Origin of the sequence: Pseudoalteromonas phenolica, assembly GCF_005876835.1 — a bacterium.
In the GTDB taxonomy this organism is placed as follows: domain Bacteria; phylum Pseudomonadota; class Gammaproteobacteria; order Enterobacterales; family Alteromonadaceae; genus Pseudoalteromonas; species Pseudoalteromonas phenolica_B.
The window spans coordinates 1-16844 of sequence record NZ_PPSW01000028.1; the positions used below are offsets into that span (position 1 = coordinate 1).

19 protein-coding genes are annotated in these 16844 nt (G+C 42.5%); 7 read left to right on the top strand and 12 right to left on the bottom strand.

The features are described 5' to 3' along the window. Window positions 1-30 precede the first annotated feature (30 nt). On the bottom strand, window positions 31-1227 hold the full coding sequence (locus tag C1E24_RS16855) for a dipeptidase (RefSeq protein WP_138483480.1): 1197 nt from the start codon (window positions 1225-1227) through the stop codon (window positions 31-33). Between the two features lie 185 nt (window positions 1228-1412). Between C1E24_RS16855 and C1E24_RS16860 the strand changes: the two genes are divergently transcribed. From C1E24_RS16860 to C1E24_RS16870, 3 genes are all read left to right on the top strand, one after another. Next, window positions 1413-2063: a hypothetical protein gene (locus tag C1E24_RS16860; RefSeq protein ID WP_138483482.1), complete on the top strand. Its 651-nt coding sequence runs from the start codon at window positions 1413-1415 to the stop codon at window positions 2061-2063. A 61-nt stretch (window positions 2064-2124) separates the two neighbouring features. Beyond that, on the top strand, window positions 2125-3189 hold the full coding sequence (locus C1E24_RS16865; protein ID WP_171040919.1) for a sensor histidine kinase: 1065 nt from the start codon (window positions 2125-2127) through the stop codon (window positions 3187-3189). After that, the gene (locus tag C1E24_RS16870; protein ID WP_138483486.1) at window positions 3179-3910 is read left to right on the top strand and encodes a LytR/AlgR family response regulator transcription factor; all 732 of its coding nucleotides are present in this window, start codon (window positions 3179-3181) and stop codon (window positions 3908-3910) included. The genes C1E24_RS16865 and C1E24_RS16870 overlap by 11 nt, the downstream gene beginning before the upstream one ends. Window positions 3911-4028: 118 nt before the next feature. Here C1E24_RS16870 and C1E24_RS16875 read toward each other — a convergent pair whose 3' ends face one another. The 5 genes from C1E24_RS16875 to C1E24_RS16895 all read right to left on the bottom strand — a co-directional run bounded on the left by C1E24_RS16875 (window position 4029) and on the right by C1E24_RS16895 (window position 8210). After that, entirely contained in the window at window positions 4029-4292 is a 264-nt protein-coding gene (locus tag C1E24_RS16875; protein WP_058028470.1) for a YheU family protein, read from the bottom strand. After that, window positions 4293-5270, bottom strand: a complete 978-nt coding sequence (locus tag C1E24_RS16880) for a hydrolase (RefSeq protein WP_138483488.1) — start codon at window positions 5268-5270, stop codon at window positions 4293-4295. A 301-nt stretch (window positions 5271-5571) separates the two neighbouring features. Next, window positions 5572-5712 (bottom strand): DUF3149 domain-containing protein, encoded by a 141-nt coding sequence (locus tag C1E24_RS16885; RefSeq protein WP_083496476.1) that lies wholly within the window; start codon window positions 5710-5712, stop codon window positions 5572-5574. A gap of 135 nt (window positions 5713-5847) precedes the next feature. Next, window positions 5848-6294, bottom strand: coding sequence for a TIGR02444 family protein (locus C1E24_RS16890; protein WP_138483490.1), 447 nt, complete (start codon window positions 6292-6294; stop codon window positions 5848-5850). Beyond that, a complete protein-coding gene (locus C1E24_RS16895; protein ID WP_138483492.1) occupies window positions 6294-8210 on the bottom strand; it encodes an ATP-binding cassette domain-containing protein in 1917 nt (638 codons plus the stop codon). The genes C1E24_RS16890 and C1E24_RS16895 overlap by 1 nt, the downstream gene beginning before the upstream one ends. Before the next feature lie 175 nt (window positions 8211-8385). Between C1E24_RS16895 and C1E24_RS16900 the strand changes: the two genes are divergently transcribed. Then, window positions 8386-8586: a YheV family putative zinc ribbon protein gene (locus tag C1E24_RS16900; protein WP_058028474.1), complete on the top strand. Its 201-nt coding sequence runs from the start codon at window positions 8386-8388 to the stop codon at window positions 8584-8586. A gap of 40 nt (window positions 8587-8626) precedes the next feature. On the opposite strand, the gene C1E24_RS16905 is transcribed toward C1E24_RS16900, so the two are convergent. Continuing rightward, window positions 8627-8839 carry a SlyX family protein gene (locus tag C1E24_RS16905; RefSeq protein WP_138483494.1) on the bottom strand — a complete coding sequence of 71 codons (213 nt, stop codon included), beginning with the start codon at window positions 8837-8839 and terminating at the stop codon, window positions 8627-8629. Further along, window positions 8836-9825, bottom strand: a complete 990-nt coding sequence (locus tag C1E24_RS16910; protein WP_138483496.1) for a WD40 repeat domain-containing protein — start codon at window positions 9823-9825, stop codon at window positions 8836-8838. The genes C1E24_RS16905 and C1E24_RS16910 overlap by 4 nt, the downstream gene beginning before the upstream one ends. A 238-nt stretch (window positions 9826-10063) precedes the next feature. On the opposite strand from C1E24_RS16910, the gene fkpA reads away from it, so the two are divergent. After that, window positions 10064-10822, top strand: a complete 759-nt coding sequence (gene fkpA, locus C1E24_RS16915) for an FKBP-type peptidyl-prolyl cis-trans isomerase (protein WP_138483498.1) — start codon at window positions 10064-10066, stop codon at window positions 10820-10822. A 90-nt stretch (window positions 10823-10912) separates the two neighbouring features. Here fkpA and rsd read toward each other — a convergent pair whose 3' ends face one another. Beyond that, entirely contained in the window at window positions 10913-11383 is a 471-nt protein-coding gene (rsd, locus tag C1E24_RS16920; protein ID WP_138483500.1) for a sigma D regulator, read from the bottom strand. 460 nt (window positions 11384-11843) lie between these two features. Between rsd and hemE the strand changes: the two genes are divergently transcribed. Continuing rightward, window positions 11844-12908 carry a uroporphyrinogen decarboxylase gene (hemE, locus tag C1E24_RS16925; protein WP_058028479.1) on the top strand — a complete coding sequence of 355 codons (1065 nt, stop codon included), beginning with the start codon at window positions 11844-11846 and terminating at the stop codon, window positions 12906-12908. Window positions 12909-12996: 88 nt separating this feature from the next. Here the strand turns inward: hemE and mtnK are convergent, their stop codons facing one another. Next, a complete protein-coding gene (gene mtnK / locus C1E24_RS16930) occupies window positions 12997-14199 on the bottom strand; it encodes an S-methyl-5-thioribose kinase (RefSeq protein ID WP_138483502.1) in 1203 nt (400 codons plus the stop codon). Between the two features lie 119 nt (window positions 14200-14318). Here mtnK and mtnA point away from each other — a divergent pair, with 119 nt between their 5' ends. Next, window positions 14319-15362, top strand: coding sequence for an S-methyl-5-thioribose-1-phosphate isomerase (mtnA, locus tag C1E24_RS16935; protein ID WP_138483504.1), 1044 nt, complete (start codon window positions 14319-14321; stop codon window positions 15360-15362). 230 nt (window positions 15363-15592) lie between these two features. On the opposite strand, the gene C1E24_RS16945 is transcribed toward mtnA, so the two are convergent. Beyond that, window positions 15593-16135 carry a 1,2-dihydroxy-3-keto-5-methylthiopentene dioxygenase gene (locus C1E24_RS16945; protein WP_138483508.1) on the bottom strand — a complete coding sequence of 181 codons (543 nt, stop codon included), beginning with the start codon at window positions 16133-16135 and terminating at the stop codon, window positions 15593-15595. Then, on the bottom strand, window positions 16132-16818 hold the full coding sequence (gene mtnC / locus C1E24_RS16950) for an acireductone synthase (protein ID WP_138483510.1): 687 nt from the start codon (window positions 16816-16818) through the stop codon (window positions 16132-16134). The genes C1E24_RS16945 and mtnC overlap by 4 nt, the downstream gene beginning before the upstream one ends. Window positions 16819-16844 lie beyond the last annotated feature (26 nt).

The following is a 16844-nucleotide window of genomic DNA, read 5'->3' on the forward strand; positions in this document are numbered from 1 at the left end:
TGCTGCGCACTCTGTCATTAAACTTTTGCACTAGTATTGTTTTGCGTATTCTTCAGCTTGACGCCATACGCGCATGGTGTTGCCACCTAAGATTTTCTTAATTTGCACTTCGTTATAGCCTCGGTCTAATAACCCCTGCACTAGGTTAGGGTAAGTCGATACATCTTTTAAACCGATTGGCAGTGAGTCACCTACGCCATCGTAGTCAGAGCCAATACCAACATAATCGATACCAATAAGTTTGACTACATGGTCAATGTGATCAAGTACTTGCTCTAGTGTTGCAAACGGAAATGGATTTTTAGCACGGTAAGCTGCTGCGAAATCAGTCGTTGCTTTACCACTGTCTTCGGCTTCTTTTTTAGCAGCGTTACGTTTGTCGTACCAACCACGCGATGCACTGGTCACAAAGCTAGAGCCGAAGTTAATTTGGATCACGCCACCATTTTTCTTCAGAGCTAATAACATCTCATCATCCATATTTCGCTCAAAGCCTGGCGTGTATTTACGCAATGATGAGTGCGATGCGATCACAGGCACTTTAGATAGCTTCATAACTTGATAAAACGCATCATCAGAAATATGAGAAACATCAATCAGCATGCCGATATTATTCATTTCTTTTACAAGGTCTTTACCGAACGGACTTAAGCCTTTCCACTTGCGGCGGATATCATATGAAGAATCAGAAATATGGTTACTTTGTGAGTGAGCCAAAGTGATATAACGTACACCACGGTCATAGAAATGCTTTAGGTTTTTCATGTCGCCTTCCATCGGCGAGCCATTTTCCATACCCATGGCAATGGACATTTTGCCTTGTTTGAAGTGCTTATATGCATCTTTATATGAATAAGCCATCGCGAATTTGTCTGGCGCACGGAACACCAACGCTTCCATGCCATCAATTAATTGGTTCGCTAACTGGTAGCTTTTACCCTTACCTTCGAATTCCAAACTAGCAGGAATATAAATCGACATAAATGGTACGTTCAAGCCGCCTTTTTTCGCACGAGGATAGTCGAAGTCACCGCCTTCAGTTGCCTTACTAACATCATCCCACTTGTCGGCGATACGGTAAGGCACATCAATATGGGTATCGATTAGAATGCTTTGTTTGGCAATACGCTCGGCACGCTCTGATGCTGTGTATTGCTTTTCTGCTGCTGATAAGTTTGCACTGGCAATCGCTAACGCGAGTGCTGCAAGAGTAAAAGTCGCTTTCATGGTTCAGTCTTTTATTGTTTTAAGTGCTTTGATTGTAACAACAATATCTTCGTCCTGTATATTCTCCGCTTATCCTCTTTTCTGACCACTTGTCACATTTCGCAAATTGCCATGGGGTGTTTTCCATATAGTTATACCCAACAGAGGCACACAGCCAAAACAAATTAAAAATTAAGGAAAACAACATGTCTACATTCAATGCTAAAACAATCCGCCGTACTTTGATTGCTGCTATTTTAGGTTCAGCATCAAGTGCAGCCATTGCAACGGAAAACACCCAAACACAACAAGAGGAAAAGGTAGAAGCTGTGGTCAAGCTGGAGCTTAAAGAGGGCTTTAATATCAGTATGCAAAGTAATGAGATTGATAATGTTTTTGAAGGCAGTGGCCTAGGTATAAGCTATCAGACTAACTTTGGTAACTTGCTAAAAGCGCATGATGAGCGTTTAAATATTTATGGCCGCATGCATTATCAAATCAACCGCAGTGATGAAGATGCTCAGCTTGCTCAGGCTGATATCACACTGGGTTTGAATTTCGCTCACTCTGACAAGTTGCACGTTTATTTAGAGTCAGCGATGTTACAACAAGAGGTGTCAGGTCAACCGCAAAGCTTTACTCGCAGCTATGATGTCACGCGTTTAGGTGCACGTTACAACTTTAAAAAGAATTTTGTACTTAATGGCGCAGCAATTCATAGAAATGGCGAGCAAAACGAATTGGGTTATCGCATCGCTGTAGAATCAACTAAGAAAGATGCTTACTCAGTGGGTATGGGGTTTAGCAGTGTGGGTGACAATGATTCACTGTTTATTTCAATTTTTTCAAAGTTCTAAGTTGGTAATGAAAACGCGCATGGGTACAATTCATCGCATCGAAACAAGGAGCATTGTACCCATGAAGAAGTATTGGCTGTGCCAGTTAGCCGCTTTCATCGCGATTCTGGCTTTGAATAGCAGCATTTTAGCGACCATCGATTTTAGTGAGTTTACGAGCCAGCAGATAAGCTCCCTTTTTATCAGGGCGCTGCTTACATCAAGCTTTTTTATTTTGTTCAGTCATTTGGTTATTAGAAATGGCGGCCAATGGTTTGCTCGAAAGCGTGGTATGAAGAGGCCGACCCTACCAATCTTGTTGCTGGTGAGTGTGGTTGCAGCAGCACTTTATCACCTTTCTTATGAGTTTGTGGTTCAGACAGTTGCTCCTTCTGGCTTACCCAGTGATGAAGTGTCTATGCAAGTGCAAGGTAGCAAAATTGAATTTCACGAAAATAAAAGAGTAGAGTGGATAGCCATTTTTGTTAAATGTTCAATGTATTGGCTTTGGTCTGGCTGTTATTTAGCCGTGATTGCTAGAAGAGAAAAGCGTATGTTAAAAACGCAGTTAAAAGAGCAGCAACTCGCCAGCTTACAAAATCAGATAAACCCACATTTTCTATTTAATTCGTTGAATACTATTCGCGGCATGATCTACCAAGACCAAGATAAAGCCGCAGAGATCGTCACGCAGCTTTCAGAGTTGTTTAGGTATAACCTGACAACAGACTTACGGACACATGTCAGCGTTGAGGATGAGTGGCAAATTTGTGAAAACTACCTCGCTATTGAACAAGTGAGATTTGGTGAGCGGCTCAAAGTCCACTTTGATTGCCCACAGAATTTACTTAAAGCAACCTTGCCAAGCATGTCTCTACTTACACTCGTTGAAAATGCAGTGAAGCATGGTATTGCACATCTTCCTAACGGAGGAGAGCTGCAGATCCATGTAACAGAGCGTGAAGGCAAAGTGTTGGTACAAGTCATAAATCCTTTTGATGCAACTAGAACTAAAAGTGGTACCCAGTTGGGGCTGGCAAATATTCAATCTCGGTTAGAGCTTATGTTTGGACAACAGGCAAAGCTGCTGATTTCACAAGAACGTCAGGAATTTAAAGCCATTATGGAGGTGCCTCATGCAGCCTAAAGCAACAATTAAAGTGCTCATCATTGACGATGAGCCTTTGGCGCGTGCAGAGTTACAGCGTTTATTAAAAAAGCATAAGCAAATAGAAGTACTGGGTGAAGCGCAAAATATTATCGAGGGAAAAGCCCTAGTCGATGACTTGGAGCCAGACGCAATATTTTTAGATATTGAAATGCCGGGAGGGACAGGGCTTGAGCTCGCTGAGCAGTTAAAAGGTGAAATTCCTATCGTCTTCTGTACAGCTTATAACGAGTTTGCCGTTGATGCCTTTTCGCTCAATGCAGTAGACTATCTACTAAAACCTGCAGCCCCAGCGCGGTTAGAGAAAGCCATTGAAAAGCTCACAAGTCTGCTATCAGAAACAGAAAGCACACAGCTTGAAGATGATTTTAAATTGATGGTGAAATTTGCAGACAAAATGAAAATCATCTTGTTGAGAGACATATTACGTTTTGAAAGTGTTGGCAACCATGCGGCAATTTACACCGAATTTGGCAAGTCTTACATTCATAGTTCGCTGAGTAAAATAGAAGCAAAACTTGACCCTAGTGTGTATTTACGCGCAAGTCGTAGTGAAATAATTCGTTTGGATGCGGTGGTGCATCTAGAAGAGAGTATCAACTATGGGTTAACTGCGACCCTGAGTAATGGCTCAGAAGTCGACATATCTCGCCGCCAAGCTTCTGCGTTGAAAAAACAAATGAGCTTTGCAGCGTTTTAATACCAATCCTCTTAATTAAGCGGTCTAGTTTTAGTCCCTCAAAATGATTGAGTATTATTGAGGATTGGTATAATAAGTATTTTATTGCTATCTGTAAGTGAGCTTAGATTGACACTGATTACGCGTAATCAGTGTCATAGCCTTCGGTATATTCTTCACTTTGCATGGCGTTGAATTGGGCTTTTGAGACGATATTGACCGACTCATGGAGTTCAGAGAACACAATAAGGGCTTCACCCGATTTGAGCTGGGCTTTCACTTGTTCCACTTTTGTTTCAGTGTTTACTTCAGCGTCACCGTAGTCGGTGCCTTCGCGATGTACATAATGTTCAATGAGATTATTAAGCGTATTTGGATCAAGTTGCTGATATGGAATGAGCATCTACTTCTGACCTTTAAGGAGAGATTGAAAATAATGGGGGACGGCTTTTTCAAGCCAAAACTCGGGTTTGAATGGATTCTTACCACCAATAAAGCCGACATGACCACCTTTTTTAGACACCGCCAAAGTGACTTGCTCGCTGACTTGCTCGGCTTTAGGGACCGCTTCGAGAGACAGCATAGGATCATCTTCGGCATGGATCAGCAAAGTGGGTGTCGCAATGTGTTTTAAGAAAGGCTGAGCACTTGCTTGTGCATAATAATCTTCAGCACCCTCAAAGCCATGTAGTGGGGCTGTTAATTGATCATCAAACAGCCACAAGTCGTTAATGTTGGCTAATTCTTGCTTGTTTAGCTTTATCGCTTCACCGATCTGCGGGTATTTTCTTGCAGATGATTTCTTTAAACGGTCCAACAAGTACTTTTGATATAAACCAAAGCAGCTTTTTCTGATCACCTGACACGAAGAAGAAAGATGATGGGGCGCTGAAACAACCGCAGCACCACTGAGGTCACTTTGCTTACCTTGCTCACCTAAATATTTGGCAAGCACATTACCACCAAGAGAAAAGCCAACAGCAAATAAAGAACTTGGGTTTAAGCGTGTTTTTAATGTTTGAATTAAAAACTGTAAGTCACCGGTTTCTCCGCTGTGATAAGCGCGCGGCAAACGATTAGGTAAACGTGAGCAGTTTCTAAAGTGCATGAGCACAGTATCAAAGCCTTGCAGGGTCAAGGCTTTAAGCATGCCTTTGGCATAAAAGCTATCAAGGTTGCCCTCTAGACCATGTAGCACAATGGCAAGAGGTGAATCTTTTTTGCCTGTGCGACTCCAGGCTAACTCTAAAAAATCACCGTCAGGTGTAGTCAGTTCTTCATACTCCACATCAACGCGCTGAAAGGGTCTAAAAAAACGGGGTAAGATAGTTTGTGCATGACGATTCGACATCCACCAAGCACTTTCAAACTGATAACTCATAATTCTTCTTATTTACTTGCTCGCAGGCAGTGTAGCAAAGAGTTGTGATGGGTTAAATAACCAGAACTGTCGAGATAAAGCTGAGAATGGGTGAGAAAGTGTCGAATATTTGTACACAACCTTTCTGCTTCACAAATAAAAAGCACCCGACTAACTAGGTTAGTAAGGTGCTTTGTGCGTCGTGCTTAATTCGTCTCTATCGGGGAACAAATGCCTTTATTTAAAGTGGGTCAAAGGCAAGACCACTCATACTAATCCACAAAATAAATCATTTAATTAAGTGGGTTAGTATAAAAACTAGTTATTCAGGAGCTTCTGACTCGTTAATCTTCTTCATGAAGTAATAAACGTAGTAAGCGCATAGCACAATCACTGTGCCCAAGATACCAAATGAAAGAAACAACACTGGGTCGCTAAAAAAATCTCTAAAGAATACGTTCATGGCCTTGGCCTCCTAATCACTCGATGAAGTAATCATAGGTGAGGGATGGTGGGCTTGATATGATCGAGATCAAGTTTGTTTTCTGGTCAGCTGGGCTTAGGGTCAGAGCTTGATCTTGATCATGTTTTTTTGCCGCTAAAGGCACTGGAAAAGGCGTTTTTTATCTTGCTCAGAAAAATAAAGAGCTAGGTTGTCAGCGTCGCTGTTAACGCTGATTGAACTCGGTAGCGCGTCTAATAATAAGCTTTGCTGTAATTTCTCAAGAGCTAACTCATTTTCAAGCAATTGCTTGCGAATAACCGCATAGTCAGTGCGATGCGAATGATGCTTTTTTAGGTTTTGTCGAGTTAAGCGGTGTGGGTTTAGTAACTGAGCATCACTGAGCGCAGCGGCATTGTCGAGCGCTGAAAACTGAGTCGGCGTTAGTTGTAGCCTTAGGCTGTCGAGGAACATTAATAATAAACACAGATTCACGTTTTTTTGCTGCTCGTCTTGAAATTCGAGCAGCAAAGGTTGCACGCCATTTTTACTATATACATCGCATGCAAATTGCCAAAATGTATCGGGCGTGAGTTTAGACATTAGGCAAGGCTTGCCTCAAATGCAGCTTGCTTCTCTTCCATCTCTTCAAGCGCCATTAATAGGTCTTCTTCTATTTGGTTCACTTTTGGCGTTAACTCAGCTTGTTTGCCAAGCAGCTCGGAGAGCTTAGCTTTGTTTTCATCGCTGTATAAATCATTGTCGCCAAGCTGGCTTTCAACGTCAGATAACTGCTCTGAAAACTTATCTAGTTGCTTTTCAAGCTTATCGATTTCTTTTTTTAAAGGTTGAACTGACTTTCTAAACTCAGCTTCAAGGCGTTTAACTTCTTTACGATTACTGCTTGAGTGCGCTTTAACTTCTACTTGCTCTTTTTTGTTGTCGGCTTTATTAGCATTCAGTAACCACTGATAGTACTCATCTAAGTCATAGCCAAATTGCGATACGCTGCCGTTATCTACCAGATAAAATTCGTCGGCGGTATTTTTTAGCATGTGTCTATCGTGCGATACCGTTACCATCGCGCCTTCAAAGCCCTGCAGCGCCATAACAAGGGCATGACGCATTTCTAGGTCTAAGTGGTTGGTTGGCTCATCGAGTAGTAATAAGTTTGGTTTTTGGAATACCAACATGGCTAGAACTAAACGGGCTTTTTCGCCTCCAGAAAACGGTGCTACTGGCTCTAAGGCACGGTCACCGTTAAAGGCAAAGCCACCTAAAAAGTCACGTAGAGATTGTTCCGGCGCATCGGGTGCTAGGCGTTGTAAATGTGTCACAGCACTCGCTTGTAAATCTAGTGACTCAAGTTGGTGCTGCGCGAAGTAACCAATTTTCAACCCTTGATGTTGAAAGACTTCGCCAGATTGTGGCTGCAATTCGCCTGCAAGCAATTTGATCAGGGTTGATTTACCCGCACCATTGCGACCAAGTAGTGCAATACGACTGCCTGGCACTAGGTTAAGCTTAATTTGATGCAAGATGGTGATGTCGCCATAGCCTGCTTGTGCGTTATCTAGCGTCATCAATGGGTTGGGTAGTGCACTTGGCTCGGCAAATTCAAAATCGAATGGTGAATCAGCATGTGCCGGGGCAAGCTTTTCCATACGCTCTAGGGCTTTAACACGGCTCTGTGCTTGCTTGGCTTTACTGGCTTTGGCTTTAAAGCGGGTAATGAACTTTTCTAAGTGAGCAATTTGCTCTTGTTGCTTGTCGAACAAGGCTTGTTGCTGCGCCATGCGCTCTGCTTTTTGACGTTCGAACTGAGAGTAATGGCCTTTGTAAACATTAATAAGGCTACGGTCGATATGCCAAATTTGGTCCACCACTGCATCTAAAAACTCGCGGTCGTGAGAAATGAGCACCAGTGTGCCGGTGTACGCACGTAAAAAGCGCTCTAACCAGTAAACTGCATCTAGATCTAAGTGGTTAGTAGGCTCATCGAGTAGCAGTAAATCTGCATCGTGAATGAGTGCTTGAGCAAGGTTTAAGCGCATACGCCAACCACCCGAAAAGGCACTCACAGGGTTATCGATTTGTTCGTTGCTGAATCCTAAGCCGTGCAATAGTTCACCGGCTTTTGCCTCAATGCTGTAGCCTTTTAGGTGTTCAATTTGCTGATGTATTTGCGCTTGCTTTGCACCGTCATCGCTCGCTTCAGCGTCACGCAGTGCAATGCGGCAGGCGTAATATTCAGGGTGACCTTGCAGTACATAATCAAGGGCACTGATCTCAAGCGCTGGGGTTTCTTGTTTTACCGAGGCAATCGACCAATCTTTTGGGAATTGAAACTCACCCGAATCTAACTGTAGTTCGCCCTTTAACAATGCAAACAAAGATGATTTACCACAGCCGTTGGCGCCGACAAGGCCGACTTTGTGCTCTGGGAAAAGTGTTGCACTGGCGTTTTTAAGTAGGGTTTTGCCACCGCGAAGTAGCTCGATATCTGACAGTTGGATCATAGTGTTACAGCAACAATAAATAATACAGCTATCATAGCATGAAGTGCTTTATGGGGCTCAACTCTATCTTCCACTTGAAGGTCGGTATTATTTCTGCAAACAGAGTGAACGTGTTTCGTATAAATCAGGTATTGAGATAGAATAGGGCATAACTTAATCGCGGGTCGAGACGAAGATGAAACAGAAGAAACGCTTTATTGCTGGGGCAGTATGTCCTGAGTGTAATAAGCAAGATGTCATGATGCTATATAAAGAGCATGATGTAGAAAAAGTAGAATGTGTTGAGTGTGGCCATAAGATGACGCAACCAAAAGATGCGGTACAAGCATCAACACGCCAATTTGAGCAAGTAATTGGTGTTTTTAAGCCAGAGTAACGCTGGCTTAAACGTATTTAATTATTAACCAGGTACTCGGTTAGTAATGCGGCGGTGGTGGCTCTTGATGTTGAGGCATTAACCCACTGTCACCCCCTTCTTTCATTTTTTGTGCTAATAACTCTAACTGGCGCTGCATTTTGGCTAAATGCTTTTGATGGGTGCGAAGTTCATCGTTCAGTGTTTCGATGGTATCGTCCTGAAAAGCAATCTTTGCTTCTAACTCCATTACGCGGTTTTCTAATTCTGTCATTGTGTATCCAAATCGGTAAATATTTCTAGTAAACCACTTGAGCTCTCGGTGGTTAAACTGCGCTCGTTATCAGTAAAAGCAACATCAAATACCACCGCTGATTTTGGGCGGCTTCCTTCTCTTGGCTTCACTAAAAAGGTATCTAGTTGTTGGCCGTCATTCACGCGCCAAAGCGATAATTCGCGATTAGGTGAACCTGTGGCAATGAGTGTCGCACTTTCATTGAAGCGAACGGCGCTAAAGATTTTCTGGCGAGCAATATACTGTAATTGTGATACGAGATCACCTGAAGTGAGTTGCCAGACACTGGCTTTTTTTAAACTATCGGCGGTAAATGCGTATTGACCACTGGCATCTAAGGCGACTTTGGTGACGCGACTGGGATGATTAAAGCGATGAAGTACTTGCCCAGTTTTAGTGTCCCAAAAATAGGCGGTGTAATCATTACCGCCACTTAACGCGAAATGGCCGTTAGGTGATAGCGCAATGCTATTGATTTTTTCTTGATGACCGAGGAACTCTAAGCGTCTACCGTTGACTAAGTCGAGATGGACGATGACATTATCACTGCGACCATACATTACATAGCGGCCTTGATTGCTAATTGCGATATCGCGGATCGTGGCTGTTTTTATTTGATAATAGCCTTGGTTTTTACCGGTTTGAATATTCCAAACGGCAAATGTATCGTTGGCGGCAGTCACAGCAAAGCTGTTGTCATAGGCGATGGCGAGTGAATGGACTAGGTTTTCGGGATCTGCAGAATGCTGCCATTGGTATTTTAAGCCATGACTTTGATTGTCCCATAGGCTAACGCCATGCTCGACCGATGAAATCAAAGAGTATCGACCGTCTGCAGAGATAGCGGCTGCAAACGAACCTCGCACAGCATGCTCTACGGTATGTGACGCTTGTTTTGCTGAAGGAGTACACGCCAGCAGCAAGGTGCAGATTGCAGTAGTAAGAAAGAGTCGAATACTTTGCATAGTTTAGGCTTTTTCCCTTAACGCTCTGTTTCACAAAGGGTACACTTGCGCTCATGTCCATATAATGGCGCTTTTTATTGATAGTAGCGCATCAAAGCCGGAAAGTCGCGTTGTGAAGCTTGGATGATGATAGCCGCATGAGGATTGGCATCGAAGCATATGAATGATAATGTGGATACATAAATTTAACCTTTCAAGTAAATAGTAAAGGCCACAATAAGTGAGCCGGAGAAATAGAATGAAACAGACGATTAAACTGTCTTTAATTGCAGCGTCGGTATTGGCGCTAACTGCGTGTAATCAAAAAGCAGAAGCTGAACAAAAACCAGCAGAAGTAAAACTAGAAACAGAACTACAACAACAAGCTTATGGTATTGGTGCGTCTGTTGGTAATTTCTTACAAAAAGACCTTGCTGATAAAAAAGAGATCGGTGTAGAGCTTGACCAAGAACTGCTAATGCGTGGTTTTAAAGATGCATTAGCGGGTGAAGCAAAATTAGATGAAGCGAAAATTCGTGAAGTATTAACTGCGCTTGATACGACGGTTCGTGCTAAGCAAGCTGAAAAAGCAGAAGCGTTAGCAAAAGAAAGCAAAGAAAAAGGCATTCAATACTTAGCTGACAATGCTAAGAAAGAAGGTGTAACAGTGACTGAGTCTGGCCTTCAATATGAAGTGATCACTCAAGGTGACGGTAAAAAGCCAGTTGCAACAGATGTAGTAAAAGTACATTACAAAGGTACTTTAATCGATGGTACTGAGTTCGATAGCTCATACTCACGCAACGAGCCTGCGACATTTGGTCTACAGCAAGTAATTAAAGGTTGGACTGAAGGCCTTCAGCTAATGCACGAAGGTTCTAAGTTTAAATTTACGATTCCTTCAGAGCTTGCTTACGGTGAACGTGACCTTGGTAAGATCCCTGCAAACTCAACGCTAGTATTTGAAGTTGAGTTACTTGAGATCCAGCAAGAGAAAAAAGCGGCAGCAGCTGAGTAATATGATTAATTAGGCCTTTATGCTAAAGGCTTAATAAAAAAGGGTTCCATTGGAACCCTTTTTTTGTCTAAAGATTGTCTTAATTCTTTTCTAATCAGTATGGTTTGCGTAAAAGTTTTCAATTAGCTCGTCTTCAAGCTCAAAACGTAACTCTAACACCTCACCTAATTTAGATAGGTCTGTATCAAAACTTCCTAAGCTTGCGTCTTGAGACGCTTCCGCATACTTATCATTGAAATCCAGCGCAACATCTGTTGTTTCAGAGATACGAGGGTAAAGTGCATTCGCCAGAGCGACGCTCTTTGGGCCTTTTTCTTTACAGGCCTGTACTATGTTGTCGTACACTTCAAAATGACCAGCGGATAAATAATCCATCATGATCTGACAAAAGCTTTGGATCTGCACTTGGTCAGGTAGTGCATGATCTTTTTTGTCGTATGGCGCAAAACCTGCTAATTTACAAAACTGTAATAACAATTCTTGACGCTCAGTTAACCATGCATCGATGACACTGTGACTGCCACCCCATTTCTGCTGTGCTTCTTCAAATCTTGATAGCATAGTAACCTCCTTTCGCGTTTCCTATAGCTCTATAAGAAGAAAATCTTGCTCAAAGGTCAACCATTTTTTTCGTTTTTTATACAGGTGATTTAGTAATCTGCTGAAATCATTGGCTTTATATGTTGAATCGATAAGGTATAAAAAAACCACCCGAAGGTGGTTTATTAATAGGTTTAGCAGTTTTTATTATTTTTTAAATTTAAAATTATTTTTATTATTAAAGGTGTTTTGTTGTTATTTTTTTAACGCGGGGCAAGTTATACCAAGCTTTTTTTGTTGTTGCAAATAGTTTAACAAGATGTTTTTAAATTTTTTTGCTTGTCTTTCCATAAGTGGTTGAAGCTTTAGTGATTTAATCTAGATCATGACAATTCACTTTGCTTGGGCGTTTAGATAGAGCCTGCGCATAATTAGTGATACAATTTGCGCAATTTTTTAGGCTTTGGAATCGAGATACGCTATGAGCGAATTGAAAAACGATCGTTATTTACGTGCGTTAATGAAACAACCTGTTGATGTAACGCCAGTATGGATGATGCGTCAGGCTGGACGTTATTTACCAGAGTATCGCGCAACACGTGCGCAAGCTGGTGACTTTATGAGTTTGTGTAAAAACGCAGAATTGGCATGTGAAGTTACTTTGCAACCACTTCGTCGTTACCCGTTAGACGCGGCAATTCTGTTCAGCGACATCTTAACGATTCCAGATGCAATGGGCTTAGGTCTGTACTTCGAAACCGGCGAAGGCCCTAAATTTGAACGCCCAATCAGCTCTTTAGCAGATGTTCAAAAGATCCCAAATATTGACCCGACAGACGAGCTTGGCTATGTAATGAATGCAGTAAGCACCATTCGTCGCGAGCTGAAAGGTGAAGTACCATTGATTGGTTTCTCAGGTTCTCCTTGGACGCTAGCTACTTACATGGTTGAAGGTGGTTCGAGCAAAACTTTTGGCAAAATCAAAAAGATGGCTTTTGCTGAGCCAAAAACACTGCACCTATTGTTAGATAAAGTCGCTGATTCAGTCATTGATTACCTAAACGCACAGGTTAAAGCAGGTGCACAATCGCTTATGATCTTTGACTCTTGGGGTGGTGTGTTAAGCCCACGTGATTATAAAGAGTTTTCACTGCAATACATGCACAAGATTGTTGATGGCCTAATTCGTGAAAACGACGGTCGTAAAGTGCCAGTAACCTTATTCACAAAGAATGGTGGGCAATGGATTGAAGCAATTGCAGCAACCGGCTGTGATGCGGTAGGTCTAGACTGGACGATTGATATTGGTGATGCGCGTCGTCGTGTTGGTGATAAAGTGGCGCTTCAGGGCAACATGGATCCAGCAATGCTTCATGGTACCCCTGAGCGTATTCGTGAAGAAGTACAAAACATCCTAGCAAGTTATGGTGAAGGCTCTGGTCACGTATTCAACCTAGGTCATGGTATTACTCCAGACGTAGACCCTGAGAACGCAGGCGTATTCATCAACTCAGTACATGAGTTCAGTGGTCAATACCACAAGTAATGGCTAATAAAATAAACTATTAGAATTTGTATGAAAAAAGCCTTAACTTCATCGTTAAGGCTTTTTTATTTGTCAGGAAAATCGATTTTTATTGAACTAAACTTACAATCAGTTGGTAAGCCGACTCTTTATTTTCACATTCTTCAGCATGCAAAATTAATTGCTCACCGAGTAATAAGGTTTGCTTTTGCACTTGCAGACGCGTGCTGTCATCTTCAATACCATCAATGTCTATTACATGCGCAAGACCTATGGTTCTGCGAATTAATTCAGTGCCAGCGTAACCCAATGCGTCTTGAATGATTTGCTCTACAAACTGTTGTGCATAACCAGGTGCTTGTAGTGCTAAATCGCGGGTATGTTGCGCTGCTAATGTTAACCAAATACTTTCAAAATCATTTAAACACAGTTGTATTTGAGTCAATAGATAAGACTGCATTTGACGGCGTTTAGGAGTTTCTTTAATACGACCATTTTGCGCGCAGTAGTTAAGTAATAAGTTACCGATGAAGGAGCCTAAGTCGAAACCAATTGGGCCGAAAAAGCCAAACTCTGGATCGATTAATTTGGTATTGTTTTGGTCCGCAAAAATACTGCCGGTGTGCACATCGCCATGTAATAAGCTTTGTGGTGCAGAGAAGAATAAACTCTTTAATTGTGCAACTTGGCGAAGTAATTGAGGGCTTTGCTGTAAACGTTGTAAATCAGCTTCCAGCTCGACCGGGTAGTTATTGCGCTCAGACACTCGATACGGGTCATCAAAGAACAAGTCTTCTGTGATCGAACATAGTTCAGGGTTTGTGAATTCTTGAACTAACGCTTTCTTTTCCGCAGGCTTTAAGTAGAAATCTGAGTAATAAAAACTGCTTGTTGCTAGATAAGTCGCGACATCTGAACCTAAACGCGTGAACGTTTTTGCTTGGTTTAATTCACCACGCAAAATGGCCATATGGCCTAAATCTTCAAGTACAGTAATGGCAAGGTCATCGTTGGTGTGTAGTACTTTGGCGGTATGTTGCTCACACACTAACCCGTGCTTTTTTAGAACGGATGCTTCAATACGCGCTCTATCTAGGGTTAACGGCCAAGACTCACCCACACAGCGGGCATAGGGTAAGGCTTGCTTAAGAATAATGCTGCTGCCATTTTGATCCGCAATACGAAACACCAAATTTAAATTACCGTCGCCAAACTCGTTACAAGTGAGTTGTGCGTTTGGTTCAAAAAACTCGCCAAGCTGCTCGATATAATTCAGGGCTTGTGCGTTATCAAAAGCAATGTAGTCAGCCATACTCTTTTATCACAGTGAAGAACATAATTGCGGCATTCTATATTTTTAAATGTTTAGATGTCTATACTTCTTTGTGTCTTTATGTAAAATCTAGCGGTTATCATTTTGGAGTGACTTACATGCAAAATTTGCTGGCGTGCAGCCTTAAATATCAAGATGGAAAACTATACGTTTTAGATCAGTACCTTCTGCCGCATGAGCAACATTGGCACCTGTGTAATAGTGTGTCTGAAATGCAAGCATTAATTTTGTCGTTAAAAGTGCGTGGCGCGCCTTTAATTGGCTTGGCAGCTACTTTGTTGGTAGCACATCTTGCCGAGCAAGGTGTGAGTCAAACTGAATTAGCCCAAGCGATCGATGAGCTAGAGGCCACACGACCGACTGCTGTTAACTTAATGCACTGTATGAAGCAGATGCGCGATGCGCTAAAACAAACAGCCTTTGTCGATGCGTTAGTCACAGCGGCTGAGCGTTTATTCAATGAAGATGTAGTGCTATGTGATGCAATGGCGAAACTGGGCGCTGAGCTGGTGAAACCCGGCGAGCAAATTTTAACTCATTGTAATACCGGTGCGTTGGCCACAGCTGGTGTCGGCACAGCGCTTGGGGTGATCTATCACGCGCATCAACAGCATGGTGATATTCATGTTTGGGTTGATGAAACCAGACCATTACTACAAGGTGGTCGTTTAACCGCGTTTGAGCTTGAAAGTTGGCAAATTCCATACACCTTAATTTGTGACAATATGGCGGCTAGCCTAATGGCGGCTGGTAAAGTTGATAAAATCTTTGTTGGTGCAGATCGCATTGCTGCAAACGGTGACTTTGCCAATAAAGTGGGGACTTACAACTTGGCGGTATTAGCGCACTTCCATGGCGTCGAGTTTTATGTCGTTGCGCCTACAACCACCCTAGATGTTGATTGCCCCGATGGTCAGCATATCCCTATTGAGCAACGTGCTGCGGCAGAGGTAACAGGGGTCAGTGGTAGCTTTGGAGATTGCCAGTGGGCGCCAAACAATGCACAAGTATTCAACCCTGCATTTGATGTCACCCCTGCAAAGCTCGTAACGGGTTGGGTGCTCAATACTGGTGTATATGATCAGGCCCAAGTGGCAGCAGGTGCGTTGAAGAATGTTAATACCAATCCTCAATCATTTTGAGGGATTAAAACTAACGCTAACTTCGTTGAAAATTTCTAATTTAGAACAACTAAATAGCAAAATTTACGCCTCGTTATCGACTAGTTTTTCTTGCCTCAAAATAGACCGCTTAATTAAGAGGATTGGTATAAAATTCGATAAAGACAGCGTAATAAATTAAAAAAGAGAGTAGTGTGGTCAACATCAGCTCTCTCTTTTTATTCATCTCAGTGTGGGACGTCTAAGCTTGCTTAATCTAAAATAGAAAATTGTGTGGCAATGTCGCTGTCAGTGCTTTGTGCAACCCAACCCGCTTCATTATTGAAAAAGCGAATGGCGGTAAACTCAGGGTCGCTGCCCATATCGAACCAATGCTGGGTGTTTGCTGGTACAGAAATTAAATCACCTTGCTGGCATAGCACTTGATAAACGCGCTCGTTTAAATGCAAACAAAATAGCCCCTGACCTTTAACAAAGAAGCGCACTTCATCTTCGCTGTGAGTATGCTCGAATAAAAACTTGTGTCTTAATTCGGTGGCATTTGGGTTGCCTTTGGCTAACGAGATAACGTCTACGGTTTGGTAGCCACCATCTTGTTGTACACGGGCAATGTCATCCGCGTAGGCTGAAATAATATCTTCTTGTGTACTTTCGGCTGCAATTTCGGCATTTGCTTGCCATTGCTCGAATAACACGCCAGCTTTGTTTAGCTCGGTTTGAATGGCTTTAAAGTCTGCGCTTTGGAAGATTGCTTGCGCAGGCTCATCATGACGGTAGATAGTTAAATTACTCATACAAATAACGCTTCATTAAATTGTGTAAAATCTTCGATAAATGGGTGTGTTTCGCTACGAGCTTGGTCATCGCGCCACAGCTGTAAGGTATGCATATCTGCGGCTTTCGCTGCGTCTAACTCCGCTAACACATCGCTTAGAAATAGCACTTCGTTGGCTGAAAAAGGGATCTGCGCTAAGATATTTTCATAAGACGTTTGCTCTTTTTTACCGCCGACTTTGGTGTCGTAATAGCCAGTGAATAACGGGCGAATATCGCCAAAATCGGAGTATTCAAATAACAAATGTTGTGCTTTTACTGAGCCCGATGAATACACATACAACTCACGGCCAGCGGCTTTTTGTTCAGCAAGAAACTGTTGTGCGTCTGGGTAGATGTGGCCGGTAAAGTCACCTTGCAGGTAACCTGTTTGCCAGATCAAACCTTGCAGTTGTTTAAGTGGCGTGATTTTTTTATCTTCGGCTATCCAGCTAAGTAGGGCATCAATGACTGTACTCAATGGCGCGTCAGGCAGTGCGATTTCGGTTTTTACCGCCTGTATTTGCTCTGCGACTTCAGGCTTGTCTTGGTTTTGCTCGACAAATTGCGCAAGGTGTTGAGCGGCATACGGGAACAGAATGTCTTTCACAAATGAAATACGAGTAATGGTGCCTTCAATATCGGTGATGATGGCTTTGATCATAACGCTGACTCCAATTTATTACTTTT

Bases quoted from the DNA above. Each gene is read 5' to 3' on its own strand.
- hemE (WP_058028479.1), top strand. From the start codon at position 11,844: ATGAGCGAATTGAAAAACGATCGTTATTTACGTGCGTTAATGAAACAA.
- C1E24_RS16890 (WP_138483490.1), bottom strand. From the start codon at position 6,294: ATGTCTAAACTCACGCCCGATACATTTTGGCAATTTGCATGCGATGTA.
- C1E24_RS16870 (WP_138483486.1), top strand. From the start codon at position 3,179: ATGCAGCCTAAAGCAACAATTAAAGTGCTCATCATTGACGATGAGCCT.
- C1E24_RS16875 (WP_058028470.1), bottom strand. From the start codon at position 4,292: ATGCTCATTCCATATCAGCAACTTGATCCAAATACGCTTAATAATCTC.
- C1E24_RS16880 (WP_138483488.1), bottom strand. From the start codon at position 5,270: ATGAGTTATCAGTTTGAAAGTGCTTGGTGGATGTCGAATCGTCATGCA.
- C1E24_RS16905 (WP_138483494.1), bottom strand. From the start codon at position 8,839: ATGACAGAATTAGAAAACCGCGTAATGGAGTTAGAAGCAAAGATTGCT.
- C1E24_RS16895 (WP_138483492.1), bottom strand. From the start codon at position 8,210: ATGATCCAACTGTCAGATATCGAGCTACTTCGCGGTGGCAAAACCCTA.
- C1E24_RS16910 (WP_138483496.1), bottom strand. From the start codon at position 9,825: ATGCAAAGTATTCGACTCTTTCTTACTACTGCAATCTGCACCTTGCTG.
- mtnA (WP_138483504.1), top strand. From the start codon at position 14,319: ATGCAAAATTTGCTGGCGTGCAGCCTTAAATATCAAGATGGAAAACTA.
- mtnC (WP_138483510.1), bottom strand. From the start codon at position 16,818: ATGATCAAAGCCATCATCACCGATATTGAAGGCACCATTACTCGTATT.
- fkpA (WP_138483498.1), top strand. From the start codon at position 10,064: ATGAAACAGACGATTAAACTGTCTTTAATTGCAGCGTCGGTATTGGCG.
- C1E24_RS16855 (WP_138483480.1), bottom strand. From the start codon at position 1,227: ATGAAAGCGACTTTTACTCTTGCAGCACTCGCGTTAGCGATTGCCAGT.
- C1E24_RS16865 (WP_171040919.1), top strand. From the start codon at position 2,125: ATGAAGAAGTATTGGCTGTGCCAGTTAGCCGCTTTCATCGCGATTCTG.
- C1E24_RS16945 (WP_138483508.1), bottom strand. From the start codon at position 16,135: ATGAGTAATTTAACTATCTACCGTCATGATGAGCCTGCGCAAGCAATC.
- C1E24_RS16900 (WP_058028474.1), top strand. From the start codon at position 8,386: ATGAAACAGAAGAAACGCTTTATTGCTGGGGCAGTATGTCCTGAGTGT.
- C1E24_RS16860 (WP_138483482.1), top strand. From the start codon at position 1,413: ATGTCTACATTCAATGCTAAAACAATCCGCCGTACTTTGATTGCTGCT.
- C1E24_RS16885 (WP_083496476.1), bottom strand. From the start codon at position 5,712: ATGAACGTATTCTTTAGAGATTTTTTTAGCGACCCAGTGTTGTTTCTT.
- rsd (WP_138483500.1), bottom strand. From the start codon at position 11,383: ATGCTATCAAGATTTGAAGAAGCACAGCAGAAATGGGGTGGCAGTCAC.
- mtnK (WP_138483502.1), bottom strand. From the start codon at position 14,199: ATGGCTGACTACATTGCTTTTGATAACGCACAAGCCCTGAATTATATC.